Annotated in this window: 20 protein-coding genes, 1 tRNA gene and 2 rRNA genes; 15 read left to right on the forward strand and 8 right to left on the reverse strand. The window is 57.7% G+C overall.

The genetic code is table 11. From position 1 onward, the window contains the following. Nucleotides 1–115: 115 nt before the first annotated feature. From ACR3EP_RS16150 to ACR3EP_RS16160, 3 genes are all read left to right on the forward strand, one after another. Nucleotides 116–2,933 (forward strand): 23S ribosomal RNA (locus ACR3EP_RS16150). A gap of 228 nt (nt 2,934–3,161) precedes the next feature. After that, nucleotides 3,162–3,276: ribosomal RNA gene (rrf, locus tag ACR3EP_RS16155) — 5S ribosomal RNA — on the forward strand. A gap of 51 nt (nt 3,277–3,327) precedes the next feature. Next, nucleotides 3,328–3,404, forward strand: a tRNA-Met gene (locus ACR3EP_RS16160). Nucleotides 3,405–3,605: 201 nt separating this feature from the next. Here ACR3EP_RS16160 and ACR3EP_RS16165 read toward each other — a convergent pair. From ACR3EP_RS16165 to ACR3EP_RS16190, 6 genes are all read right to left on the reverse strand, one after another. Continuing rightward, nucleotides 3,606–4,076 carry an aminoacyl-tRNA deacylase gene (locus ACR3EP_RS16165; protein ID WP_170361221.1) on the reverse strand — a complete coding sequence of 157 codons (471 nt, stop codon included), beginning with the start codon at nt 4,074–4,076 and terminating at the stop codon, nt 3,606–3,608. A 421-nt stretch (nt 4,077–4,497) separates the two neighbouring features. Beyond that, nucleotides 4,498–4,881 (reverse strand): carboxymuconolactone decarboxylase family protein, encoded by a 384-nt coding sequence (locus ACR3EP_RS16170; protein ID WP_170350759.1) that lies wholly within the window; start codon nt 4,879–4,881, stop codon nt 4,498–4,500. A 17-nt stretch (nt 4,882–4,898) separates the two neighbouring features. Continuing rightward, a complete protein-coding gene (locus tag ACR3EP_RS16175) occupies nt 4,899–5,639 on the reverse strand; it encodes a sulfotransferase-like domain-containing protein (protein WP_170361223.1) in 741 nt (246 codons plus the stop codon). A 20-nt stretch (nt 5,640–5,659) separates the two neighbouring features. Then, entirely contained in the window at nt 5,660–6,478 is an 819-nt protein-coding gene (locus tag ACR3EP_RS16180; RefSeq protein ID WP_480638661.1) for a hypothetical protein, read from the reverse strand. 19 nt (nt 6,479–6,497) lie between these two features. Further along, entirely contained in the window at nt 6,498–7,586 is a 1,089-nt protein-coding gene (locus tag ACR3EP_RS16185) for an aromatic ring-hydroxylating oxygenase subunit alpha (protein ID WP_480638662.1), read from the reverse strand. Next, nucleotides 7,583–8,470, reverse strand: coding sequence for a MurR/RpiR family transcriptional regulator (locus ACR3EP_RS16190; protein ID WP_170350755.1), 888 nt, complete (start codon nt 8,468–8,470; stop codon nt 7,583–7,585). Before ACR3EP_RS16190 ends, ACR3EP_RS16185 begins: the two co-directional genes overlap by 4 nt. A gap of 68 nt (nt 8,471–8,538) precedes the next feature. On the opposite strand from ACR3EP_RS16190, the gene ACR3EP_RS16195 reads away from it, so the two are divergent. Genes ACR3EP_RS16195 through ACR3EP_RS16230 form a run of 8 tightly spaced genes read left to right on the forward strand, consistent with a single transcriptional unit; the run spans nt 8,539 to nt 17,515 of the window. Beyond that, complete coding sequence (locus ACR3EP_RS16195; protein WP_480638663.1) at nt 8,539–10,995, forward strand: FAD-dependent oxidoreductase; 2,457 nt, start codon at nt 8,539–8,541, stop codon at nt 10,993–10,995. Continuing rightward, nucleotides 10,992–12,074 carry an alcohol dehydrogenase family protein gene (locus ACR3EP_RS16200; protein ID WP_480638664.1) on the forward strand — a complete coding sequence of 361 codons (1,083 nt, stop codon included), beginning with the start codon at nt 10,992–10,994 and terminating at the stop codon, nt 12,072–12,074. Before ACR3EP_RS16195 ends, ACR3EP_RS16200 begins: the two co-directional genes overlap by 4 nt. Nucleotides 12,075–12,076: 2 nt before the next feature. Beyond that, entirely contained in the window at nt 12,077–12,649 is a 573-nt protein-coding gene (locus tag ACR3EP_RS16205) for a dimethylsulfonioproprionate lyase family protein (protein ID WP_425081743.1), read from the forward strand. Beyond that, entirely contained in the window at nt 12,646–13,752 is a 1,107-nt protein-coding gene (locus ACR3EP_RS16210; protein WP_480638665.1) for a mandelate racemase/muconate lactonizing enzyme family protein, read from the forward strand. Before ACR3EP_RS16205 ends, ACR3EP_RS16210 begins: the two co-directional genes overlap by 4 nt. After that, nucleotides 13,749–14,033: a cupin domain-containing protein gene (locus tag ACR3EP_RS16215; protein ID WP_254440242.1), complete on the forward strand. Its 285-nt coding sequence runs from the start codon at nt 13,749–13,751 to the stop codon at nt 14,031–14,033. Before ACR3EP_RS16210 ends, ACR3EP_RS16215 begins: the two co-directional genes overlap by 4 nt. After that, complete coding sequence (locus ACR3EP_RS16220; protein ID WP_480638666.1) at nt 14,030–15,136, forward strand: mandelate racemase/muconate lactonizing enzyme family protein; 1,107 nt, start codon at nt 14,030–14,032, stop codon at nt 15,134–15,136. Before ACR3EP_RS16215 ends, ACR3EP_RS16220 begins: the two co-directional genes overlap by 4 nt. Next, nucleotides 15,133–16,236, forward strand: coding sequence for a mandelate racemase/muconate lactonizing enzyme family protein (locus tag ACR3EP_RS16225; RefSeq protein WP_480638667.1), 1,104 nt, complete (start codon nt 15,133–15,135; stop codon nt 16,234–16,236). The genes ACR3EP_RS16220 and ACR3EP_RS16225 overlap by 4 nt, the downstream gene beginning before the upstream one ends. Before the next feature lies 1 nt (nt 16,237). Next, nucleotides 16,238–17,515: an aspartate aminotransferase family protein gene (locus ACR3EP_RS16230; protein WP_480638668.1), complete on the forward strand. Its 1,278-nt coding sequence runs from the start codon at nt 16,238–16,240 to the stop codon at nt 17,513–17,515. A 222-nt stretch (nt 17,516–17,737) separates the two neighbouring features. On the opposite strand, the gene hemC is transcribed toward ACR3EP_RS16230, so the two are convergent. Continuing rightward, nucleotides 17,738–18,697 carry a hydroxymethylbilane synthase gene (gene hemC, locus ACR3EP_RS16235; RefSeq protein WP_480638669.1) on the reverse strand — a complete coding sequence of 320 codons (960 nt, stop codon included), beginning with the start codon at nt 18,695–18,697 and terminating at the stop codon, nt 17,738–17,740. Between the two features lie 107 nt (nt 18,698–18,804). Here hemC and hemE point away from each other — a divergent pair, with 107 nt between their 5' ends. Then, nucleotides 18,805–19,839 (forward strand): uroporphyrinogen decarboxylase, encoded by a 1,035-nt coding sequence (gene hemE / locus ACR3EP_RS16240; RefSeq protein ID WP_480638670.1) that lies wholly within the window; start codon nt 18,805–18,807, stop codon nt 19,837–19,839. Between the two features lie 57 nt (nt 19,840–19,896). On the opposite strand, the gene ACR3EP_RS16245 is transcribed toward hemE, so the two are convergent. Beyond that, nucleotides 19,897–21,006 carry a CaiB/BaiF CoA transferase family protein gene (locus tag ACR3EP_RS16245; protein ID WP_480638671.1) on the reverse strand — a complete coding sequence of 370 codons (1,110 nt, stop codon included), beginning with the start codon at nt 21,004–21,006 and terminating at the stop codon, nt 19,897–19,899. Nucleotides 21,007–21,188: 182 nt separating this feature from the next. On the opposite strand from ACR3EP_RS16245, the gene ACR3EP_RS16250 reads away from it, so the two are divergent. The 3 genes from ACR3EP_RS16250 to ACR3EP_RS16260 all read left to right on the forward strand — a co-directional run bounded on the left by ACR3EP_RS16250 (nt 21,189) and on the right by ACR3EP_RS16260 (nt 23,788). Continuing rightward, nucleotides 21,189–22,118, forward strand: coding sequence for an ABC transporter ATP-binding protein (locus ACR3EP_RS16250; protein WP_170361247.1), 930 nt, complete (start codon nt 21,189–21,191; stop codon nt 22,116–22,118). Continuing rightward, the gene (locus ACR3EP_RS16255) at nt 22,115–22,876 is read left to right on the forward strand and encodes an ABC transporter permease (RefSeq protein WP_170361250.1); all 762 of its coding nucleotides are present in this window, start codon (nt 22,115–22,117) and stop codon (nt 22,874–22,876) included. The genes ACR3EP_RS16250 and ACR3EP_RS16255 overlap by 4 nt, the downstream gene beginning before the upstream one ends. 114 nt (nt 22,877–22,990) lie before the next feature. After that, a complete protein-coding gene (locus ACR3EP_RS16260) occupies nt 22,991–23,788 on the forward strand; it encodes a S49 family peptidase (RefSeq protein WP_170350743.1) in 798 nt (265 codons plus the stop codon). Nucleotides 23,789–23,881 lie beyond the last annotated feature (93 nt).

Here is a 23,881-nt window from a genome sequence, read left to right on the forward strand (position 1 = left end):
AGCTGGATGATCGCGATTGATTTGATTGCTAGCGCAGCTTCGGTTGTGTGCGGTTAAACGCACTCAAGTAGCCGAATAGGCGGTAGTGCCAATATCAAGTCTTTCTTCTGGATCAAATCAAGCGCGAGAAGGGCGTTTGGTGAATGCCTTGGCAGCAAGAGGCGATGAAAGACGTGATACTCTGCGATAAGCCATGGGGAGCTGAGAATAAGCTTTGATCCATGGATTTCTGAATGGGGCAACCCACCTGAAAGCTTCATATTGTTATCTCTGATAATCAATATGTTGCTTAAACAGGTACTTAAGACCTGAATACATAGGGTTTTAAGAGCAAACCCGGGGAACTGAAACATCTAAGTACCCGGAGGAAAGGAAATCAATTGATACTCCCCTAGTAGCGGCGAGCGAACGGGGACCAGCCGAGCCAGATAAGTGACTAGAACATGTTGGGAAGCATGGCCATAGCGGGTGACAGCCCCGTATAGGAAGCTTTGATGGACGTATTAAGTAGGGCGGAACACGTGAAATTCTGTCTGAAGATCGGAGGACCACCTTCGAAGGCTAAGTACTCCTTGCTGACCGATAGCGAACCAGTACCGTGAGGGAAAGGTGAAAAGCACCCCGACGAGGGGAGTGAAACAGTACCTGAAACCGAACGCCTACAATCAGTCGGAGGCTCCTTGCGAGCTGACGGCGTACCTTTTGTATAATGGGTCATCGACTTGGTCTCACGAGCAAGCTTAAGCCGTTAGGTGTAGGCGTAGCGAAAGCGAGTCTTAATAGGGCGCATGAGTTCGTGGGATCAGACCCGAAACCGAGTGATCTAGGCAGGTTGAAGGTAAGGTAACACTTACTGGAGGACCGAACCCACATCCGTTGAAAAGGATCGGGATGAGCTGTGCCTAGGGGTGAAAGGCCAATCAAACTCGGAGATAGCTGGTTCTCTGCGAAATCTATTTAGGTAGAGCGTCATCCGAATACCCCGGGGGGTAGAGCACTGGATGGGTAATGGGGCCCCACAGGCTTACTGATCCTAACCAAACTCCGAATACCCGGGAGTACTAGATGGCAGACACACTGCGGATGCTAACGTCCGTAGTGGAGAGGGAAACAACCCTGACCTACAGCTAAGGCCCCCAATTCATGGCTAAGTGGGAAAGCAGGTGGGACGACCAAAACAACCAGGAGGTTGGCTTAGAAGCAGCCATCCTTTAAAGATAGCGTAACAGCTCACTGGTCTAAATAAGTTGTCCTGCGGCGAAGATGTAACGGGGCTCAAGCCATGAGCCGAAGCTTAGGATGCCGTAAGGCATGGTAGCAGAGCGTAGTGTGACATAGTCTCATTCCTCCTTCACGTCTTCGGGCGGATTGGAGGAGAGAGGCTTTCGATGAAGCCGGCCTGTGAGGGATCCGGTGGAGAGATCACTAGTGAGAATGATGACATGAGTAGCGACAAAGAGTGTGAGAGACACTCTCGCCGAAAGTCCAAGGGTTCCTGCTTAAAGCTAATCTGAGCAGGGTAAGCCGGCCCCTAAGCCGAGGCCGAAAGGCGTAGGCGATGGGAACCAGGTTAATATTCCTGGCCGTGGAGTGGTGACGGATCTCAGGTGTAGTTCAATCTTATCGGATTGATTGGGCTGCTGAGAGGTTCCTGGAAATAGCCCTCCTATCAGACCGTACCCTAAACCGACACAGGTGGACTGGTAGAGAATACCAAGGCGCTTGAGAGAACGATGTTGAAGGAACTCGGCAAAATACCTCCGTAAGTTCGCGAGAAGGAGGCCCGGTTCCTAGGCAACTAGGGGCTGGGGGCACAAACCAGGGGGTGGCGACTGTTTATTAAAAACACAGGGCTCTGCGAAGTCGCAAGACGACGTATAGGGTCTGACGCCTGCCCGGTGCCTGAAGGTTAAAAGGAGAGGTGAGAGCCTTGAATTGAAGCCCAGGTAAACGGCGGCCGTAACTATAACGGTCCTAAGGTAGCGAAATTCCTTGTCGGGTAAGTTCCGACCTGCACGAATGGCGTAACGACTTCCCCGCTGTCTCCAACATCGACTCAGCGAAATTGAATTGCCTGTCAAGATGCAGGCTTCCCGCGGTTAGACGGAAAGACCCCGTGCACCTTTACTACAGCTTCGCACTGGCATCAGGATTGTGATGTGCAGGATAGGTGGTAGGCTTTGAAGCGGAAACGCAAGTATCCGTGGAGCCTCCCTTGAGATACCACCCTTCGCACTCTTGATGTCTAACCGCGGTCCGTTATCCGGATCCGGGACCCTGCGTGGCGGGTAGTTTGACTGGGGCGGTCGCCTCCTAAAGCGTAACGGAGGCGCGCGAAGGTTGGCTCAGAGCGGTCGGAAATCGCTCGTTGAGTGCAATGGCAGAAGCCAGCCTGACTGCGAGACTGACAAGTCGAGCAGAGTCGAAAGACGGCCATAGTGATCCGGTGGTCCCGAGTGGAAGGGCCATCGCTCAACGGATAAAAGGTACGCCGGGGATAACAGGCTGATACTGCCCAGAGTCCATATCGACGGCAGTGTTTGGCACCTCGATGTCGGCTCATCTCATCCTGGGGCTGGAGCAGGTCCCAAGGGTACGGCTGTTCGCCGTTTAAAGAGGTACGTGAGCTGGGTTTAGAACGTCGTGAGACAGTTCGGTCCCTATCTGCCGTGGGTGTAGGAGACTTGAGAGGAGTTGCCCCTAGTACGAGAGGACCGGGGTGAACGATCCACTGGTGGACCAGTTGTCGTGCCAACGGCAGTGCTGGGTAGCTATGATCGGACAGGATAACCGCTGAAGGCATCTAAGCGGAAGCCCCCTCAAAACAAGGTCTCCCTGAGGGCCGTGGAAGACCACCACGTCAATAGGCCGGAGATGTAAGCGCAGTAATGCGTTCAGTTGACCGGTACTAATCGCCCGATAGGCTTGATTTGATCCAGTAACAGAAAGACAAAGCTCACCGCCTCAAGTAGCGAAGCGGTAGGCGATCAAACAAGACCAAAAGCATACACCGACCTTGAGTTGGACAACGTTGATTGATGTGAAACCCCGTAAGGGGTGACATAACAACCGAGTGGCAACGCGCCTTTGCACGCAAAGACGCTGCCTGCCACCCGTCGCTTTCTTGCTCAGCAAGAATGCAGACATGGGCTTTTCCTCGGTTTGGTGGTCATAGCGCAAGTGAAACACCCGGTCCCATCCCGAACCCGGAAGTTAAGCACTGCCGCGCCAATGGTACTTGGGCTTAAGCCCCGGGAGAGTAGGTCACCGCCAAACCTAGTAAAAGCCCAAAACATCTCTCTAACGATGATACAAATCTGACACTGACGCGGGATGGAGCAGCCCGGTAGCTCGTCAGGCTCATAACCTGAAGGTCGTAGGTTCAAATCCTACTCCCGCAACCAGCGTCAGAAAATCTCAGAACAGCCCGGTCACACTACAATTGATCCCCAAGATCAATCGCTTAACAAACTCAACCCGTCAGAACCATAAAACAATGGGGTGAGAGCTAAAAATCCTGCTCCCGTAGCTGAGAAAAACCCCGCCGGAGCGGGGTAAATCAGGGAAAAAACACGCCAGAGCTTAATGCATGCAGCAGAAAGAGCTTAATGCATGCAGCAGAAAGCGCCGTGCTTAACGTCTTTCATCATCGTGTCGAAATCCTTCCCGCGCATTTCAATCAAAGTTTGGTGGTCTCCAGCTTCGAACCAAACCCTGTCGAGGCCAGTGAGACTGTTGTCCACAACAGTCGGCAGATCATAGGCATCGCCTACAGGTGGTATAGCGCCAAGGGCGCAATCATCAAACAATTCGCGCATTTCGGATTCAGGAGCTAAACCAAGGCGCCGATCCATCATCGATTGCAGAGCTGTGAGGTCGACCTGATGGTTGCTGGGCAGCACTGCAAGTATGGGCCCCTCTTCCATGTGTATTAAGACGGATTTGGCAAGGTGGTCGCCGGGAACATGTGCCGCTTCTGCACATTCGCTTGCAGTAGCGGCATAGGGATGCGGGACAGTATCAAACGGAAGCCCCTGGGAGTCCAAATGGTGTTTCAGGCGAGATGCAATAGTCATGGTGCCCTCCATTTCATAGAAGGCGTCCCGGACGCGAAGCGTGTCACGGTGCGCACCCAGGGCGCAATTTTGTGTATGAGCTCATATTGTGCGCCCAATCAGTCGATCCGGCAAGGGGGGCAGTCGCAATGATCAATCCTGATGTAGGTGTTCAAGTATTGAAAAAAGGTTGGGAGGGCTCTGCTTGCCTTGTTTGTTACGGTGATGAGGTTGCCATGCATATCTTACACATGGCTCTTGGCGTCGTGATCGTATGAGACGACAACGCGTGTCAAAAAATCTTGCAGCCTGTCCCTCGCTCTGCCCGACACGCCTTAATCGAGACGAGGCGCGGCGAGATTGTCGATATACTTATAAACTTAGGGCCCGAAGCCCGATACTGAACCAGTCATGCCTGTTTAAATTTGACTAGTTTGAGCATTTATTTGGCTTCAAGCACCTTTCGCGCCACACGGAAGCATTCCAGCGCCTGGGGTACACCGCAATAGATGCCGATCACGTGGATGATGGCCCTGATTTCCTCTTTCGAGACGCCATTGTTAATCGCGCCTTTGCAGTGGATTTCCCATTCGTGCATCTTCCCCAGCGCGCCGATCATCGACAGGTTCATCATCGATCGGGTCTTGGCGTCGATCACGCTGTCACCCCAGCCAAAGCCCCAGCACCAGGCTGTCATGGCCTCCTGAAACGGGCGCGTAAAGTCATCCGCGGACGCCAGGTTCTTTTCTACATATTCGGCCCCAAGCGTGCCTTTGCGTTGTTCCAAGCCTTTGAGGAACAGGTCTTCGTCGAAAATGTCTGCCATTTGGGGTCTCCGGTTCTTTAGCGCGTCAGACGATGTTTGTAGAGGTGATCATAGTGCGGTTTCATCCGGCGATGCACCTGTTTGACCCGATCAGGCGCCTCTTCGATTGACACATATTTGCGAGGTTGCGGCGCCAACCCGGTCGAGTTCGCGAGATTGGCGTGAAACGACCCGCCATCCCACCAGCTATGTGCCGAAGGATCGCCACCGGCTTCCCAGGTCAAGGCGTCTTCGATAAAAGGAATGCCCACTGCGTCACAGAATTTCTCTGTCATTGCACGGGGGTCTTCCAGCAGATCATCGCTGTCAATCACAGGCGGAGGGGTGCCGTTCAGGGCGGTTAGCAAGTCGAATAAGGCGCGCTGTTCGGGGAAGCCAACCTCTCCTTCCGCGAAGTCTGGCCAGCGCTTGAACATCGAGGTGATCGTTTTGGCCGGATCGCGGATCAGGAAGGCATGATTGAAGTGGGACAGGAATTCGGCATCCCACATATGGTTGATGTAGTGCGGAAAGTCCTTGATGAAGACCGGCGCATTTTCGGCTCGGGCTTTGATGCCCTGCCACACTTTCCCAAGCGTCAGGCCGGGCGTTGTGACATCCCCCGGTTTGAACCGGTGCCAAAGTGGGTCTTCTCCCTGATACCATGCCTCGCCGAAGGGTTCGTGCAGGCAATCCAGATCGCCGCGCTGGCGCATCATCCATTCAAAGGCCGTTGAAGTGGATCGGGGCACCGCCCAGAGCGCGAGTATTCTGTGCATAGGTTTCAGCCCTCTTTGATCTACAGGCTTTTCAGAAGCCGACCCAATGGTGTCGCGGGCCGCAAGTCAAGGGATCTGAAGATGCGCCAATAGAGCGCGATGTCGTGGCCGACTACAGTTTTACCCAAGGCGGCCTCCAGATCGTCTACCAAATGCAGGGGGCGTTGTGGCAGACCGTTCGGACCCGTGCGGAAATTGCACATGCCGTTGATAAGGATCGCATCGGCATTCGGGGCTTGCTCGGCAACGTATTCGAAGCTTTTGAGCGCCAGATCGCCTTCAAAGACCCAGCGATAGCTGTTCACATCATCTTGGCTGGCAAACCATCCCTGATCATGGAAATTGCCGGCATACAAAACATCGAACCCGGCTTCTTGAAGGAACCCGACTGTGCCTTGCCACCATTCCGGCCAATGGTAGGCAGCGTTCAACGCCACCTTCTCCACATTCATCTCGTGCAGCGCTTCGATCATGGCGTATCCTGCCATATGAAACTGCGTGCCGTATTTGTCGGACAGATCCGCGCAATGCTGTCGTACGCCTTCAACGCCCAGCCCGCAGGCATGCGCCCAGTTCGACCCGATCTGACCGCACACATCGACGCCGTTTCGGGACATGCAGTGGACAAAATCCTCAAGCATCCCGAAATTCTGTTTTCGCTGATCCAGCCCATGCACATAGTCGGGGACATGCAGCATCCAGCCATGTACCCCTACGGTGCCCGGGCTGATGCGCAGGAAATCGGATGGAGCCGCATCGAAGTCGAACGGTGGAGAGGTAAAGCCCACTTGATGCGGAAATAACTTGTGCTCCGGTCGCCAGTCTTCGGGCATCAGCATGGGTGGATCACCTTGATCATCAGTCCACGGCCTCACGCATCCATTGTTGTAACCGGGCAATCGAGTGTTCCGACATCACACCGCATCGGGGATCCAGCACCAGCGGACCGGGGCGATAGCCACGGGATTTCAAGCCCCGGTGAACGCTTTCGACCAGATGGATATCTTCTTCGACCGTGGTTTCACGATCCTGCACGGCCAGTTGCCGGATCACCGCACTTTCCGACCCGCCTTCGGTATACCAGCCGCGCCAGACGGTGCAGTGATCGGCATCGGCCGCGCGCCAGTGGTAAGTATTCAGCACATTGCCCGGGTAGCATTGGAATGAAAACATCGGCCACAGGAACCACGACTGATAATCACCTGCATGAGGCACCGACATGTCGATGGGATAGGTCATCTTGTCGAGGCTCTGGCATTCCGTCGTGTGGCGCAGCACGTAGCCGCCGCTTGGATCGGGTTGAATGTCATAGGTCTCGGGTTTGACCACGCCTTCGGCAAAGGTCGGGTGATTGGTTGGGCAGTGATAGCATTCCGAGTAATTCTCGATACTGACCTTCCAGTTGCAGTTCTCGGGTATCTCGACCCATTCCAGCGGTTCCAGATCGTCGATGTGAGGGACGAAGGCGCGGATTTCTTCGCGCACGCCGGGGTACCATTCATCCATTGGCGCGGCGTCATCGTCGAGATTGACGAAGATGAAGCCGTTGAACACTTCGGTCCGGACAGAGGTCAGGCAGATGGTGCTACGGTCAAAGCCGGGGACGGATTTGATGTTGGGCCCTGCGCGCAGCTGGCCGGACAATTCATATGTCCACGCGTGGTAGGGGCAGACGACGACGCGGGTGTTTCCGGCGCCGGTGACCATCTCGTGCGCTCGATGCTGACAAACGTTGTAAAAGGTGCGGATTTCTCCGTCGCGACCCCGAATGCAGAACAGGTTCTGCCCGGCAATCGTGAAAGCAAAGTAGTCCCCTGTTTCGCGGACTTGCGCCACGTGTCCGGCGAATTGCCATGTTCGGGCCAGAAGGCCCTGCATCTCTTGCGTGAAAATCGCAGGGTCGGTGTAGTATCGCGCATCAAGCGAACGTGTCAGCGGGGCGTTCATTCGGGCTCCTCTGCGTAAAGGCCAAGCTGGTGCCTGCGTTGGTGAAACCGTTCCACCCGTTCGACGATCTCATCGCTGGAAACCGCGATCACGAAGGACAGCAGCGTTTCCAACAAAGCGATGGTAGATACGGAGGACGGGAAGAACTGCGGCGTGTCAGCAGCGACCACAAAGCCATGCTGCGCGTTCAGGATTACTGGGCTGGCGGGGCTGTCGGACAGGCCGATGACCGTCAAGCCCTGCTGCCGCGCCAGTTTGATCGCGTCGATCACTTCGGTCCGGTAGGGGTGGCAGGTGATCGCGATCAGCACATCCTGTTCGTCAGCCCAGGCCAGATCGTCCACCGGGGTCGAGCCGGGGCGGGGGATGGCGTGAAATTGCTTCATGCCCGTAGAGGCCAGATAGGTAAAGTTGCGCGCGTTCGCGTTATTGACACCAACGCCCAGCGTGAAGATCTGGCGACAATTCCAGATATCCTCGGCGGCGGCTTTCAGTCGGTCGGCGTCGATTCCGGCAAAGGTGTCTTCGATGTTGCGGATCGCGGCGCCGATCATATCGGCATATAGGCCGCCCAGCTCACCCGACTTGCCGATGGTCTGCAGCCAGCGCGCGCGATCTGGAAACGACACGGTGCCTTGGCGAATCGCGTCGCGGAACGGGGCGCGAAAATCCTCGTAGCCTTCGAAGCCCACCTGCCGAGCCATCCGCACGAAGGTGTTGGGTTTCACATTGGCAGCCTCGGCAATCTCGCGCACGGTCGAAACCCCTACATCCGTGGGGTTTTCCAGCACGTAACGCGCGGCTTTCTGTGCCTCGGGCGTCAGGGCGTCCCACTCTTCGGTGAGCCGGTCGAGAACGATTGATGATACATTTGTGTCATTCATGATTGACGATGGTACATTTGTGGAATTAGCCTGTCGAGCAGAAACGCGACTCGGGAAGAGGAAAAATCATGTCCGAGAAGAATCTGCCGTCACATGCCCGCGTGGTGATCGTGGGCGGAGGTGTCATGGGGGTCGGTCTGGCCTATCATCTGGCGCATGAAGGGTGGGGCGGTGATACTGTCCTGCTTGAAAAGGCTGAACTGACCAGCGGCAGCACTTGGCATGCGGCCGGGCAGATCACGCATTCGACCTCAAGCTTTGGTCTGGGCAAATGCGTCGACTACAACATCGGTCTCTATTCCGGTGCGTTGGAAGCTGAAACCGGCCAGCCTGTGACGTGGCATGGGTGTGGATCCTTCCGGCTGGCTTATACCGAGGATGAGATGGACTGGTTGCGTCACACCCTGTCAGTTGGTCGCTCGCTTGGGTTCAATATCGAATTAGTCGGCCCCGAACAGGTGGCGGAGCTGCACCCGTTCTACAATCTCGACGGCGTGTTGGGCGCGCTGCATACGCCCGACGATGGCCATGTGGACCCGACCAACGTCACCATGGCGATGGCAACTGGCGCGCGTCTAAAGGGTGTGCGCATCTTCCGCAACTGCCGCGCCACCAACATTACGCAGGCTAAGAATGGGGAGTGGGTGATAGAGACCGAACAGGGCACCATAACTTGTGAGCATGTGGTGAACGCTGGCGGCACCTATGCCCGTCAGATGGGCGAATGGTCGGGGCTACAACTGCCCATGACTTCGATGACCCACCATTACTTCGTGACCGAACCGGTGCCGGAGTTCCAGAACCTGGACACCGAACTGCCGGTGATCCGCGACGATCGCAAAGTCTCGGGCTATATCCGGATGGAGCAGCAGCGCGGGCTGATCGGGATTTACGAAAAAGAGAACCCGAACTCGGTCTGGCATGATCATTGCCCCTGGGAATACGAAAACTGGTTGTTCGATGCGGACTACGACCGGGTGATGCCGTGGCTTGAAGAAAGCCTGAACCGGATGCCGATCTTTGCTGAACTGGGCATTCAACGCGACGTACATGGCGCGATTTCGCATCCCCCCGATGGCAACCCGTTGATCGGCCCTGCGCCGGGTGTTCGGAACTATTGGTGTTGTTGCGGAACGCAGATCGGCATCGGCTGGGGGCCAGGTCTGACCCGCGAGCTGGCGCGCTGGATGGTGCATGGGGCGGCGGATATTTCGATGCGCGAATTCGACCCGCGCCGGTTTGGGGCGTATGCCAACAAGGACTGGCAGGTGATCAAGGCTGAGGAAGACTACTGCCTGCGCCATGAAATCCCTTTCCCGCATTTCAATCGCCTGGAAGGCCGCCCGATCAAGCCGTCGCCGCTGTATGAACTGCTGAACTCCAAAGGCGCGGTGCATGAGGAGGTGTATGGTTTTGAGCGCCCCCGCTGGTTCGCACGGGACGGGGTCGAACAGCGCGATCACTATTCCTTCCGCCGCACACCGGCAGACGACATGGTCGCAGCTGAGGTCAAAGCGGTCCGCGAACGCGTCGGTATCATGGATGTCACCGCTTTCACCAAGGTCGAGGTCTCTGGCCCGGACGCCTATGCCCTGCTGGACCGGTTGACCGCCAACCGGATGCCGCAAAAGGTGGGCTCGATCACACTGACGCATATGCTGAACCGACGCGGGCGGATCGAATTGGAGACGACGATTGTCCGCATGGCCGAGGACCGCTTCTATCTGGTCTGTGCAGCTTTCTTTGAACAGCGCCTACTGGATCATCTGGCACACCAGTGCGCCGATGAGGATGTGCAGATCACCGCGCTGTCCGCCGACTGGTCGGCCTTGTCACTGAACGGTCCCCGGTCACGCGACGTACTGTCCCGCTGCACTGATGCCGATCTGACCAATGCTGGGTTCCGCTGGCTGTCGGCACAGGAGATCACCGTCGCAGGCCACAAGGTCTGGGCCTTCCGCATGTCTTACGCAGGTGAACTGGGATGGGAATTACATATGCCTAACGGCGCCTGTCTTGACGTCTATAATGCGCTTTGGGCTGCGGGTCAGTCGCATGGAATCACCGACTATGGCAGCTTTGCCATGAACGTGATGCGGATGGAGAAGGGCTTCAAAGGTGCGGGTGAGTTGACCAACGAGGTCACACTGGCCGAGGCTGATGTGCTGCGCTTTGCGCGCACAGACAAGGAGTATCTGGGCAAAGACAAAACCCTGAATTCTGACCTGCCCTGGATCTGCGCCTATCTTGAGATTGAACCCGACGGAGAGATCGACGGCCATGGCGGCGAAGCGGTCATGTTGGATGGCCGCGTCGTGGGCTCGACGGCTTCGGTGGCTTATGGCCATACGGTCAGTAAGATTCTGGCCTTTGTCTATATCAAGCCCGAGGCCGCAACCCCCGGCACCGCGTTGCAGGTCGTGATCCACGGCAAACCCCGCGCGGCCCGCGTGTTGGGTGAACCAGCCTATGACCCCGACAGCCTGCTGCCCCGTACCGACGCCATGCTGGAGACTGCACAATGAGCCTGCCCGATACAATGAAAGCTATGGTCACGATGGGCCATGGTGGCCTTGAACAAATGGTGTTGCATGAGGACTGGCCGCGCCCGGAACCCGCTGCGGGCGAGGTGCTGATCAAGGTCGCCGCCTGTGGTTTGAACAATACCGACGTGAACACACGCTCGGGTTGGTATTCCAAAACGGTGACGGATGCGACAACGGGTGGCGCGTTTGAAGAAGTGGGCGAAGATGACCCGACATGGGGCGGCGCGCCAATTACGTTCCCGCGCATTCAGGGCGCCGATATCTGCGGTCAGATCGTGGCCGTCGGCGATGGTGTCGACAGCGCCCGCATTGGTGAACGCGTGATCACCGATGGCTGGCTGCGAGATCCGAACGATCCAGGCAACAAGGACAAGACCGGATACTACGGGTCCGAGCGGGACGGCGGATTTGCCGAATACGCCACGACACTTGCGGTGAATGCAGTGCCGATCAAATCAGACCTCACGAATGCGGAGCTGGCGACGTTTTCCTGCTCGTATTCGACCGCCGAAGGCATGCTGACCCGCGCCAACGTGACCGACACCGACACCGTGTTGGTGCCCGGCGCCTCGGGTGGCGTTGGCGGGGCACTGGTGCAATTGGCCAAACGGCGCGGCGCGCGTGTGATCGCAATGGCGTCCGAGGCCAAGCATGCAGACGTCGCCGAATTTGGCCCCGACAGGATTTTGCTCCGCGCGCCGGAAAACCTTCGCGCGGCTTTGGGGTCAGAAAAGATTACCGTAGTTGCCGATGTGGTCGGTGGCCCATATTGGCCGAACCTGATCGACAGTCTGGAACGCGGTGGGCGCTATACTTGTTCGGGTGCGATCGCGGGGCCGATGGTCGAGTTTGATCTGCGAACATTCTACCTGCGCGACTTGACCTTCACAGGTTCGACCGTGATCGACCCGCAAGTCATGCAAAACCTCGTGAAATACATCGAGGCCGGAGAGATCAAGCCTGCGTTGGCGGCTACCTATCCATTGGAAGAATTGCGTGAGGCACAGGCGGCCTTTATCGCCAAACAACACACAGGCAACATCGTGGTGATCCCGTGACAATGGACGACGTTCTAGAGGCCGCCCGGCAGCTGCATCAATCCCACCCTGATCTTTCGGGTTTTGGTGCCTGGCCTGACGATCTTGTAGCGACAGGTTTGGAACCAAACCAAATCCCGGCAGTAGAGTTGGTTCAGCAAACTGAATTCCCGACCGGCGACGCCACGCAATCCCTGTCCGATGCGATCAGGGCAACCGCACATCTGGCGCAATGGAAGCACACCTATACCGAAGAAGAGGTCGGGGCCGATTTCCTAAACCGCTTCGGCTATTATGAATTGTTCGGGCCAACCGGGCATTTCCACTCGACCCAATTGCGCGGCTACGTCGCCTATTGGGGGGCAGGTTTGAATTATGATTGGCACAGCCATCAGGCTGAGGAACTCTATTTGGTTGTCGGTGGCGGAGCAAGGTTTCGCATCGAAGGGAACGAAACCTATATCGGTCCCAACCAGACACGCCATCACCTCAGTTGGCAAAGCCATGCGATGACCACAATAGATGAGCCGATCCTGACCTTCGTTCTTTGGCGCGGCGAGGGAATGGGCGATTTGCCACGAATGGATGCCGCATGAAGATTACCCGTGTGCGCGTGTTCCAGACCGGTCTGCCTTATGTGGGCGGTGCCTACGTTTGGGGGGCGGGCAACGCGATTGAAACCGCAACTGCGTCAGTCGTCGTCATCGACACAGATGCGGGTCTGCAGGGGTGCGGAGAATTCACGCCTTGTGGTGAGAACTATATGGTTGCGCATTCCGAAGGCGTCGCCGCGCTGGCCCGGTTGGTTGCTCCGTCGCTGTTGGGCGAGGACCCGCGACAGGTGGGGCGCATCGAACAGCTTATGGATCATTTGATTCAGGGACATGGGTACGCAAAGGCTCCGTTTGATGCCGCGTGCTGGGACGTTCTTGGGCAGGCTTGTGATCAACCGGTTTGGATGCTGCTGGGCGGTAAGCTGACCGACGGCGCGCCGATGTATCGCGTCGCGCCTCAGAAAGCGGTTGATGAGACGGTCGCCGAAATGAACCGGTACCGCGAGCAGGGGTACCGGCAGTTTCAGATTAAGGTCGGCAGCGACTGGGTCACGGATATTGACCGTATCCGGACGACACTGCCTTTGCTTCAACCTGGTGAAAAGGCGATGGCCGATGCCAATCAGGGCTGGCGCGTTGACAACGCGATCCGGGTGGCGCGCGCAACGCGCGATCTGGATTACATTCTGGAACAACCCTGCCGCACCTATGAAGAATGCCAGCAGGTACGCCGCGTGGCCGAGCAACCGATGAAGCTGGATGAATGCCTGACTGGTATGCACATGGCGCAGCGCATCGTCGCGGATCGCGGGGCCGAGATCTGCTGTCTCAAAATCTCGAACCTTGGTGGGCTAAGCAAGGCGCGGCGGGTGCGGGACTATCTGGTCGAAAACCGCATTCCGGTGGTCAGCGAAGATACCTGGGGTGGGGAAATAGCCACCTCGGTTGTCGCCCATTTTGCTGCCTCGACCCCGTCCGACTACCTGCAAAACACGACCGATCTGATGAACTACAACACGCGTTCTACCGGATTCGGCGGACCAATGTCGCGGAATGGCAAGCTCTACGCCTCGGATGTACCAGGAATGGGTGTAGTGCCCGATTTCGAAAGCCTCGGTGCGCCTGTTGAGGAGTTTAGATTATGAGACCGCAAGCTGTTGCAACCCAGATGATCGATGACGCGCGTGTGCGGGTGACGCGCTTTGACTTTGCCCCCGACGCTGAAACTGGCTGGCACCGTCACGCGATGGATTACGTCATCATGGCTGTCACCGATTGCCAGATGCGGTTGGAGTTGCCCGATGGAACAGCCAACGAAGTGACAGTTCCCGCTGGAACCGCCTATCGCCGCGACGAAGGGGTGGAACATAACGTCATCAACGCTGGGGATACCCCCATGTCCTTTGTCGAGGTGGAGTTGAAATGAAGATCACCCGCCTTTCGGTCTATCACGTCGATTTGCCGTTAGAGCATCCCTATTGGCTGTCTGGTGGGCGGCTGAAATTCGACGTGCTGGATGCGACGCTGGTTAAGGTGGAAACTGATGCTGGGCTGATCGGCTGGGGCGAGGGCACTCCTTGGGGTCACACCTATGTGCCTGCGTATGGGCCGGGAATTCGCGCGGGCATTCAAACCATGGCGCCGTTCATTCTGGGCCTTGATCCGCGACGAGTGCTGGATGTGGAACGGGCTATGGATACCGCGCTGCCCGGACATCTCTATGCCAAAAGCCCGATCGACATGGCGTGCTGGGATATTGCCGGTCAGGCGGCAGGCCTGCCGATAGCGGACCTGATGGGCGGTGGGTCGCGTACGCCCCGTCCGATTGCGTCCTCGGTCGGGGCCAAGACTGTGGAAGAAACCCGTGAGGTCATGGAGCGGTATCGCAACCGCGGCTACGTTGCCCATTCGGTAAAGATCGGCGGTGACGTCGAACGTGACATTACTCGTGTGCGCGACGTGGAGAGCATTCGGCGACCGGGTGAGATCGTCCTATATGACGTCAACCGAGGCTGGACCCGGCAACAGGCCCTGCAAGTAATGAGCGCCTGCGAGGATCTGAACGTCATTTTTGAACAGCCCGGTGAGACGCTGGATGATATTGCCGCGATCTCGGGCCGTCATGCCTCACCCGTGTCGGTAGATGAAAGCCTGGTCACCTTGCAGGACGCTGCGCGGATTGCCCGCGAGGGGCTGGCCGAGGTGTTCGGGATCAAACTGAATCGCGTCGGCGGTCTGACCAAAGCAGCTAGGATGCGAGATATCGCTCTGGCGCACGGGATCGACATGTTCGTGATGGCCACTGGCGGCTCGGTTCTGGCCGATACCGAGGCACTGCATCTTGCCTCTACCATCCCGGACGACAATTGCCACGCGGTCTGGGCTTGTCAGGATATGATCACGGTTGATATCGCCGCCGGGCGCGGGCCGCGTAACATCGAAGGTCACCTGCACCTTCCGGAAACACCGGGGCTTGGTGTTCATCCCGACGAAGAGGCGCTTGGCGATCCGGTTGGAGTTTATCAATGAGGATCAACAAGATAACGCTCTGGTCCGTCGATCTGACCAGTCACGAGACCTACCACATGGCCGAGGGTAAGACCTGTGCCACAGTTAAAACCCATGTTCTGTGTCTGGAAACGGATACCGGCCTGAAAGGTTGGGGCGAGGTCTGCCCGATCCCCCATTACCTGCCAGCCTTTGCTGATGGCGTGCCGGGGGCAGTGGCGGAAATGGGACCGCAGATCATAGGGGTTTCCCCGTTTGGCATCGACGCTCCGATGCGTAAACTGGACGGGTTCTTGCAAGGGCATCTTTATGCCAAATCCATTGTCGACATTGCCCTGTGGGACCTGTTTGGTCAGGCCACGGGCCAACCGATCTATGCTTTGCTGGGCGGGCGGACGCGGAAGGACATGCCGCTCTATCATTCGATCACCTGTATCGCGCCAGACGACATGGCGCGGATCGCCAAAACCGCTTATCAAACCGGCATTCGCCAGTTTCAGGTCAAGCTGGGGGTTGAGGGCGACTGGCAGGCCGATGCGGCACGTCTGATCAAAGTGCGTGAGGCCGTGGGACCGGGCCCTCTCGTCTATGGCGACTGGAACTGTGGCGCGTCGCGGTTGCAAGCCACACGCACGGGGCGGGCCGTTGCGCATCTGGACGTGATGCTGGAGCAGCCTTGTAAAACGCTGGAAGACTGCGCCGCTGTGCGACAGGCCACCGGCTTGCCGATGAAGATTGACGAAAACGCATTTGATCTGGCCTCGCTCATGCGGGCGCATGAACTGGGGTGCATGGATGCAGTGGCGTTGAAATTGTCCAAATTTGGCGGCTTGTCGGCCATGCGCCGCGCGCGGGATTTGACCGTTCATCTTGGGGCAGAAATTTGCGCTGAATGCACCTGGGGGTCGGATATCGTTACGGCCGCATCGTTGCACTTTGCGGCGTCGACGCCGCATGGATCATTGCTGAATACCTGTGACCTGTCGTCCTATGTGACCCCTCGCCTTTGCCAGGATGCACCAAATCGTGAAAACGGCCGGATTGCTCCGCCCGAAGGTTCAGGATTAGGTGTTTCACCTGACCCGGAAGTTCTTGGTTCCCCGATATTGGAGATCGTTTGAGATGCTGAAGATAGGCACACAATCCGAATGGATCGACCGCGCCAATGCAGTTCTACCCGCCGGAGGGTTTGGCAATTTCGACCCCGGCATCATCATTGCCCGCGGCGAAGGCAGCCGTGTCTGGGATGAGGACGGCAATGAATATATCGACTATCTGATCGGGTCAGGCCCCATGTTGTTGGGTCATGGCCACCGCGAGGTGATGGAGGCCGTACTGGAGCAATTGCCCAAAGGCATGACCTTCTTTGCCAACAACGCCAAAGGCATTGAACTGGCCGAGGCGATCATCGATGCGGTGCCTTGTTGCGAACAGGTGCGGTTTGTCGCCTCGGGCGGAGAGGCGGACATGTATGCAATCCGTCTGGCCCGCGCCTATACGGGGCGCAGCAAGATTCTGAAATTCGAAGGCGGCTATCACGGCATGAGCGCCGAGGCACAGATGAGTCTTGCGCCCAGCCGGCAGGTCAACTTTCCGCAAGCCGTGCCAGACAGTGCCGGTATCCCTGACAGCGTGGCCGAACAGGTGTTGGTTGCCCCTTTTAATGACCTTGAAGCGGTGGCCGCCCTGTTGGACGAACACAATGACGTCGCTGCGATCATGGTTGAGCCGTTGCAACGGATCGTGCCGCCTGAACCCGGTTACCTGCAGGGCTTGCGCGATCTGTGCGACAAGCACCACGTTCTTCTGATCTTTGACGAGATCGTCACCGGGTTCCGCCTGGCCTATGGCGGCGCGCAAGAAAAATACGGCGTGACGCCCGATATCTGCACTTTGGGCAAAGCTACAGGCGGCGGCTTCCCTCTGGCCGCGCTGGGTGCCAGCGCCGAGATTATGATGCATTTCAACAAGGCGCAGGTCGGCGAAGAAGGCTGGCTGATGCAGTTGGGCACCTTGTCTGGCAATCCGGTGGCTTCGGTTGCAGGTTTGAAAACCCTAGAGGTTTTGCGGCGCGACGGGGTTTATGACCAGCTGCGCGCAACTGGGGTGGCATTGCAGCAGATGCAGATCGACGCGCTGACCAAGTCGGGTATTCCGCATCAGGTCGTCGGAGATGAAACGCTGTTCGATATTTATTTCACCGATAGGGCCTGTCGCGATTACCGCAGCGCCAGACATGACGATCCACAACGAAATACCCTCTACAACGATACGTTGCGCGCAAATGGGATCTTCAAATCTCCGGGCAAGCTGTATCCGTCATTGGCCGTGACCGAAGCCGATCTGGAACAGACCCGGGTGGCTGTTGAAAAAGCTGTACAGGCGATCAGTGCAGCCTGAACGATTGATCTGAAATGAAATGGGCCGCTGTCAAAATATGACAGCGGCCCTAACCGATTAGTGATTTGGTGCAGTCTCGCCCCCTCGAATACCACTTAAGCGAATATACTGAAAAAACTTTCGACTTTATCGAGATCGCCCCTTCACCACATCGGTATGACACCTTGATGCCAGATCGGAATGCAACCTACAGTGAAGTAATTCACATTACTCAAATTTTTCTCAACTTCTCCAATCGAAGAAGCCCGGACCTGCTTGTTTCAACAGTGTTTGTGCCATGACGCGGCCCATCTCGGGGCCGTCGGAAATCGTGCCAGTTTGGTCTTCGGCAATCGCCTCGGACCCATCGGGGCGCAGCACTTCGCCGCGCAGGCGCAGTTGTCCGCCTTGCACTTCGGCAAGACCCGCGATGGGGGTTTCGCAGGACCCGTCCAGGGCCGCCAGCAGGGCGCGTTCAGCGGCCAGGCGCTGACCCGTCTCGGTATGGTGGATCGCTTCGAGCATACCCGCTGCACGGGAATCGTCGCTACGACGCTCGATACCGATGGTGCCCTGTGCAATTGCGGGCAGCATGTCCTCGGGGGCAATGGCCGTGGCGGGAACCTCGGCCATGTTCAAGCGGCGGATGCCTGCCATGGCCAGAAAGGTGCAGTCCGCCACGCCGTCGGCCAGTTTCTTCAGGCGGGTCTGCACATTGCCGCGAAACTCGACCACATTCAGATCAGGCCGTCGGTTCAGCAATTGCGCCCTGCGGCGGAGCGATGAGGTGCCGACCACGGCACTCTGCGGCAGATCGTGGATCGAGGTCAGGCTGGGTGAGATGAAGGCGTCGCGCACATCTTCGCGCGGCAAGAACGTGTCCAGCACTAGACCTGTGGGCTGTTCCACCGGCATGTCCTTGGTGGAATGCACCGCGATGTCGATATCGCCGCGCAGCATCGCCTCTTCAATTTCTTTGGTGAACAGGCCCTTGTTGCCGATCTCCTTCAGCGGGCGGTCCGCGTCGATCATGGCGCGGTTGTCGCCGGTGGTCTTGATCACCACGATCTCGAACGCCTCGTCCGGCAAGTCAAATGCAGTGCCCAGCCGTTGCCGGGTTTCGTATGCTTGCGCCAGCGCCAGAGGCGAACCACGGGTGCCAATCTTCAGCGGTGAGTCGGGGGAAGGCAGGGTCAGTGTCATGCGCCAAGCTTTAGTCGCGTCACATTGCCCTGACAATGGGGGCACACCTTGACAAATTGCCACTGAGGGCCGACCCGTTGCGACAAACCAGACGATTGGGGGCAAAGATGGCCGATACAAAGAAACTGCTGCGGGCACTGGCGGGTGAGGTGCAGGATGTGCCGCCGATCTGGATGATGCGTCAGGCCGGGCGGTATCTGCCCGAGTATCGCGCAACCCGCGCGCAGGCTGGGGATTTTCTGTCGCTATGCTATAACCCTGAACTGGCGGCCGAGGTGACGCTGCAGCCGATCCGCCGCTATGGGTTCGACGCAGCGATCCTGTTTGCCGATATCCTGCTGGTACCGCAGGCGCTGGGCGCGGATTTGTGGTTTGTCACCGGAGAAGGCCCGCGTCTGTCGACCATAACGCAAGCTTCGGAATTCGATGCGCTGAAACCGGTCGAGGATATCCATGACACCCTGTCGCCGGTTTATGAGACGGTGCGCATCCTGTCGCGCGAATTGCCGTCCGAGACCACCCTGATTGGATTCGCGGGCGCGCCGTGGACCGTTGCGACATATATGATCGCCGGGCGCGGCACCCCGGATCAGGGGCCCGCGCATGCGCTGCTCGAGGAAAACACCGTCCTGTTCGAGGCGCTGCTGGAGCGGATCACGCTGGCGACGATCGAATACCTCTCGGCGCAGATCGAGGCCGGGGCCGAGGTGGTCAAGATCTTCGACAGCTGGGCCGGGTCACTGAAAGGGGATGCGTTCCGGAAATACGCGCTTGAGCCCTGTCGGGTGATCACGCAAGCCATCAAGGAACGCCACCCTGGCATCCCGGTGATCGGCTTCCCGCGTGAGGCGGGTGACGGATATATCGGTTTTGCCAAGGCAACCGGTGTGGATTGTGTGGCGCTGGACAACTCGGTGTCGCCGGAATGGGCGGCCAAGCATGTACAGGCGGATGGTTGCGTTCAGGGCAATCTGGCCTCGTCCCATATGGTGTCCGGAGGGCAGGCTTTGGTGGATGAGACGCGCCGGATTGTCGAGGCGTTCTCAAAAGGACCACATATTTTCAATCTGGGTCACGGGATCACGCCGGATGCTGACCCTGCGAATGTGCAGCTGATGATCGATACAGTTCGCGGGCGGTAACCGGGAAGGGGCCAGCCCCCTTCTTGGACTGTGGCCAATTCATCCCCCGAGGTATTTTTAGCCAGATGAAGAGGCGGATCGGCGAAAGGTTTCGAGCTCCGCCCGAATTTCCACACTGTGTTCGCCACGGGCCGGGCTTGGTTTCGGCGCCCACGCATGGTTGGAAAATCTCGGGGCGGCGGCGGCCTGAAGGTCACCGTCGATACGCAGCCATGTGTTTCGGGCGGAGTTCATTTCATGGGCCTGTGCCTCAGCCGGGCTGAGAACCGGGGCGACACAGGCATCTGTTCCTGCGAACAGGTTTGCCCAGTGGTCGCGCGGCTTTGCGGCGAATATGGTGGCAAGACTACGGGTTTGCGCGGGCCAGAGTGACGGGTCGAACTGGGGCTGAAAAATCTTGTCGTCGGACAGGCCCATCTTTTGCAGAAAAAGCGCATAGAATTTGGGTTCGAGGCATTGGACCGTCACGAACCCGCCGTCGGCACAGGCGTAGGTGCGGCTCCAATGGGGGCCGTCCAGCAGGCTTTGACCGCGTGCGTCAGACAGGTTGCCGGATTGGTTCAGACTCATAAGCAGGTTCATCATATGTGCCGAGCCATCATAAATGGCGGCGTCGACGATGGTGCCTTGGCCCGTGCTCTGCGCGTTCAGAAGCCCGGCCAGAAGGCCAGCGACCAGATACATCGCTCCTCCGCCGATATCACCGACCAGTGTGGCGGGGGTCTGCGGCGGTTGATCGGGGGGTGATCCGTACCAGAGCGCGCCGGACAGGGCGATATAGTTCAGGTCATGCCCGGCCGTGTCCGACAAGGGGCTGTCCTGACCCCAGCCTGTCATCCGGCCGTAGACCAGCTTGGGGTTCATTTCGTGACAGGGTTCGGGACCAAGGCCGAGTTTCTCCATCACTCCGGGGCGAAACCCTTCGATCAGCGCATCAGCCGAGGCGATCAGCCGTTTGGTAATTTCCAGATCGCTCTCGTCCTTCAGGTCCAGATCAATCGACCGTTTTCCGCGATCCAGAACCGAGCGTTCCGGCATGCCAGGTGTTGCCGCCCGTACCTTGCGGTGGATGGTGATGACGTCCGCGCCCATATCCGCCAGCAGCATGGCGGCAAAGGGGGCAGGGCCGAGCCCTTCGATCTCGATAATCCGAATACCGTTCAGCATTGCGCCCCTCCGTTTCGGCGCAGGGTTTCGACTTGTCCGGTGAATTGCAAGGCCGGAGTAAGGCCGGAGTTACGTGCAATGGCGCCTTTCCCTACCGCAAAAAAGCGCAGGGCGGTGTGCGGAATTGACCTGTTCTGTGTCGGGCGGGCGGGGTAGGGTCGCCGCCAGAACGAGGAACCTGCATGACAACCATTCTTTCGATCAAGGATCTGCGCAAATCCTACGCCGGAGGGTTTGAGGCGTTGAAGGGCGTCTCGCTGGATATCGAGCAGGGGGAGATCCTGGCGCTGCTGGGCCCGAACGGGGCGGGTAAGACAACGCTGATTTCGACCATTTGCGGCATCACCACACCGACCTCGGGTTCGGTTGCGGTAGGCGGTCACGATATCCTGACCGATTTTCGTGCCGCACGCCGGATGATCGGGTTGGTGCCGCAAGAGATCGCGTTGGAGCCGTTCGAGAAGGTCTGGAACACGGTCCGCCTGTCGCGTGGTCTGTTCGGTTTAGGCCGCAATGATGCGCGGATCGAAGAAATTTTGCGCAAGCTGTCCCTGTGGGACAAACGCAAGAACGCGATCAAAGAACTGTCCGGCGGTATGAAGCGTCGCGTTCTGATCGCCAAGGCACTGTCGCATGAGCCGCGGGTGCTGTTTCTGGATGAACCCACCGCCGGCGTTGATGTCGAACTGCGCAAGGATATGTGGGAGATCGTGGCCGAACTGAAACAGGCCGGCGTCACCATCATCCTGACCACGCATTACATCGAAGAGGCCGAGGCCATTGCCGACCGTATCGGCGTCATCGACAAAGGCGAGTTGTTATTGGTGCAGGACAAAGACACGCTGATGGCGCAGATGGGCAAGAAGCAGATCGAGGTGATGCTGACCGAGCCGATCCAGACCATTCCCGACAGTCTGGCGGCGCATAACCTGACGATGAATGGTAACGGTGATGCGCTGATCTATACCTATGACACGCATGCTGATCGTACCGGAATCACCACGTTGTTGAATGATGTGGCGCAGGCGGGGCTGGTGTTGCGTGATGTGCAGACGCGGCAGTCGAGCCTTGAGGAAATCTTTGTCAATCTGGTGTCCGGAGAGCCCGCATGAACTGGTCCGCCATTGCCGCCATCTACCGGTTCGAAATGGCCCGGTTCTTCCGCACCCTGGCGCAAAGCTTTCTGTCGCCCGTCCTATCAACCTCGCTGTATTTCGTGGTCTTTGGCACCGCCATCGGCAGCCGTATTCAAGAGATCGAAGGCGTGTCCTACGGTGCCTTTATCGTGCCGGGGCTGATCATGCTGTCGGTGGTGATGCTGGCGATATCCAATGCGTCTTTCGGCATTTATTTCCCCAAGTTTCTGGGCACGATATATGAGCTTCTCTCGGCGCCGGTGAACTTTATCGAGATTGTGATCGGCTATGTCGGGGCAGCCGCGACCAAGTCACTTTTCGTTGGGTTGGTCATCCTGGTTACGGCCTCTTTCTTTGTGGATTTGCGCATCGAACACCCGGTTGCGATGGCTGCATTTCTGATCCTGACCTGCCTCAGCTTTTCTCTGTTGGGGTTCATCATCGGTATCTGGGCCAGTAATTTCGAGCAGATGTCGCTGGTGCCGCAGCTTGTCGTGACGCCGCTGATCTTTCTGGGTGGCACGTTCTATTCCATTTCGATGCTGCCGCCGCTTTGGCAGACGGTCACCTTGTTCAACCCGGTGGTCTATCTGATTTCGGGGTTTCGCTGGTCGTTTTATGGGCTGGCGGATGTTCCGATCGGGCTTAGCCTGTTGGCCATTCTGGCCTTTACCGGCCTGTGCCTTGGCATCATCTGGTGGATCTTTAAAACCGGTTGGCGCATTCGTAGCTAAGCCACAGAGAGGCGTTGCATTTTTGCCCTCTGGCTTCAGGAAATGTGTTCACGTCACGTCTATCGGTAAATCGGTCCCTTGTTTACCGGTTGGGGGCACTCTACATCGGCACCCATGAAACTCAGCCTGCCGTTTATTAAAAAGCAACCCTGCGTGGCCGTTGTGCGCCTGTCCGGTGCAATCGGAATGGCCGGTCGTGGATCGATGTCCGACACTGCGCTGGCACCCGTACTTGAGAAAGCCTTTCGCAAGGGCAAACCTGCCGCCGTCGCGCTTGAGGTCAACTCGCCCGGTGGATCACCGGTCCAAAGCTCTCTGATCGGCGCGCGTATTCGACGGTTATCTGAGGAATTGAACGTTCCTGTCATTGCTTTTGTCGAAGACGTGGCAGCCTCGGGCGGATATTGGCTGGCAGCAGCCGCGGATGAGATTTACGCCGATGACAGTTCGGTTCTGGGGTCGATCGGGGTGATCTCTTCGGGATTCGGAGCGCATGTCCTGTTGCGAAAACAGGGTATCGAGCGCCGCGTGCATACTGCCGGCAAATCGAAGTCTATGCTGGACCCGTTTGCACCCGAGAAAAAAGAAGACGTCGCTCGGCTGGAAGTGCTGTTGGCCGACATTCACGAAAATTTCATCACCCATGTCAAAACCCGGCGCGGCGGCAAGTTGGACGAAAGCCAGGACCTGTTCACAGGCGAGGTCTGGCTGGCCCGGCGCGCGCAGGAACTGGGGCTGATTGACGGCATCGCGCATCTGAAGCCCAAGTTGCAGGAACGCTTTGGCGAAAAGGTCAAGTTCCGCCGCTATGGGCTGCGCAAACCTCTCTGGTCGCGCTTTGGGGCTTCGCTGGCACAGGATGCCGTTGCCGGCCTTGAGGAGCGTGCAGCCTACGCGCGTTTCGGTTTGTGACGTGATTATCAAGATTGTCACCCTGTTTCTGATCGCCATGGGTGTGCTGGCGATGTTCGGAAAGCTGCGCTTTCCAGGGCAAAAGAGGCTGCA

Source organism: Ruegeria sp. BB10, assembly GCF_056535725.1.

Bases quoted from the DNA above. Each gene is read 5' to 3' on its own strand.
- ACR3EP_RS16165 (WP_170361221.1), bottom strand. From the start codon at position 4,076: ATGACTATTGCATCTCGCCTGAAACACCATTTGGACTCCCAGGGGCTT.
- ACR3EP_RS16170 (WP_170350759.1), bottom strand. From the start codon at position 4,881: ATGGCAGACATTTTCGACGAAGACCTGTTCCTCAAAGGCTTGGAACAA.
- ACR3EP_RS16175 (WP_170361223.1), bottom strand. From the start codon at position 5,639: ATGCACAGAATACTCGCGCTCTGGGCGGTGCCCCGATCCACTTCAACG.
- ACR3EP_RS16180 (WP_480638661.1), bottom strand. From the start codon at position 6,478: ATGCTGATGCCCGAAGACTGGCGACCGGAGCACAAGTTATTTCCGCAT.
- ACR3EP_RS16185 (WP_480638662.1), bottom strand. From the start codon at position 7,586: ATGAACGCCCCGCTGACACGTTCGCTTGATGCGCGATACTACACCGAC.
- ACR3EP_RS16190 (WP_170350755.1), bottom strand. From the start codon at position 8,470: ATGAATGACACAAATGTATCATCAATCGTTCTCGACCGGCTCACCGAA.
- ACR3EP_RS16195 (WP_480638663.1), top strand. From the start codon at position 8,539: ATGTCCGAGAAGAATCTGCCGTCACATGCCCGCGTGGTGATCGTGGGC.
- ACR3EP_RS16200 (WP_480638664.1), top strand. From the start codon at position 10,992: ATGAGCCTGCCCGATACAATGAAAGCTATGGTCACGATGGGCCATGGT.
- ACR3EP_RS16205 (WP_425081743.1), top strand. From the start codon at position 12,077: ATGGACGACGTTCTAGAGGCCGCCCGGCAGCTGCATCAATCCCACCCT.
- ACR3EP_RS16210 (WP_480638665.1), top strand. From the start codon at position 12,646: ATGAAGATTACCCGTGTGCGCGTGTTCCAGACCGGTCTGCCTTATGTG.
- ACR3EP_RS16215 (WP_254440242.1), top strand. From the start codon at position 13,749: ATGAGACCGCAAGCTGTTGCAACCCAGATGATCGATGACGCGCGTGTG.
- ACR3EP_RS16220 (WP_480638666.1), top strand. From the start codon at position 14,030: ATGAAGATCACCCGCCTTTCGGTCTATCACGTCGATTTGCCGTTAGAG.
- ACR3EP_RS16225 (WP_480638667.1), top strand. From the start codon at position 15,133: ATGAGGATCAACAAGATAACGCTCTGGTCCGTCGATCTGACCAGTCAC.
- ACR3EP_RS16230 (WP_480638668.1), top strand. From the start codon at position 16,238: ATGCTGAAGATAGGCACACAATCCGAATGGATCGACCGCGCCAATGCA.
- hemC (WP_480638669.1), bottom strand. From the start codon at position 18,697: ATGACACTGACCCTGCCTTCCCCCGACTCACCGCTGAAGATTGGCACC.
- hemE (WP_480638670.1), top strand. From the start codon at position 18,805: ATGGCCGATACAAAGAAACTGCTGCGGGCACTGGCGGGTGAGGTGCAG.
- ACR3EP_RS16245 (WP_480638671.1), bottom strand. From the start codon at position 21,006: ATGCTGAACGGTATTCGGATTATCGAGATCGAAGGGCTCGGCCCTGCC.
- ACR3EP_RS16250 (WP_170361247.1), top strand. From the start codon at position 21,189: ATGACAACCATTCTTTCGATCAAGGATCTGCGCAAATCCTACGCCGGA.
- ACR3EP_RS16255 (WP_170361250.1), top strand. From the start codon at position 22,115: ATGAACTGGTCCGCCATTGCCGCCATCTACCGGTTCGAAATGGCCCGG.
- ACR3EP_RS16260 (WP_170350743.1), top strand. From the start codon at position 22,991: ATGAAACTCAGCCTGCCGTTTATTAAAAAGCAACCCTGCGTGGCCGTT.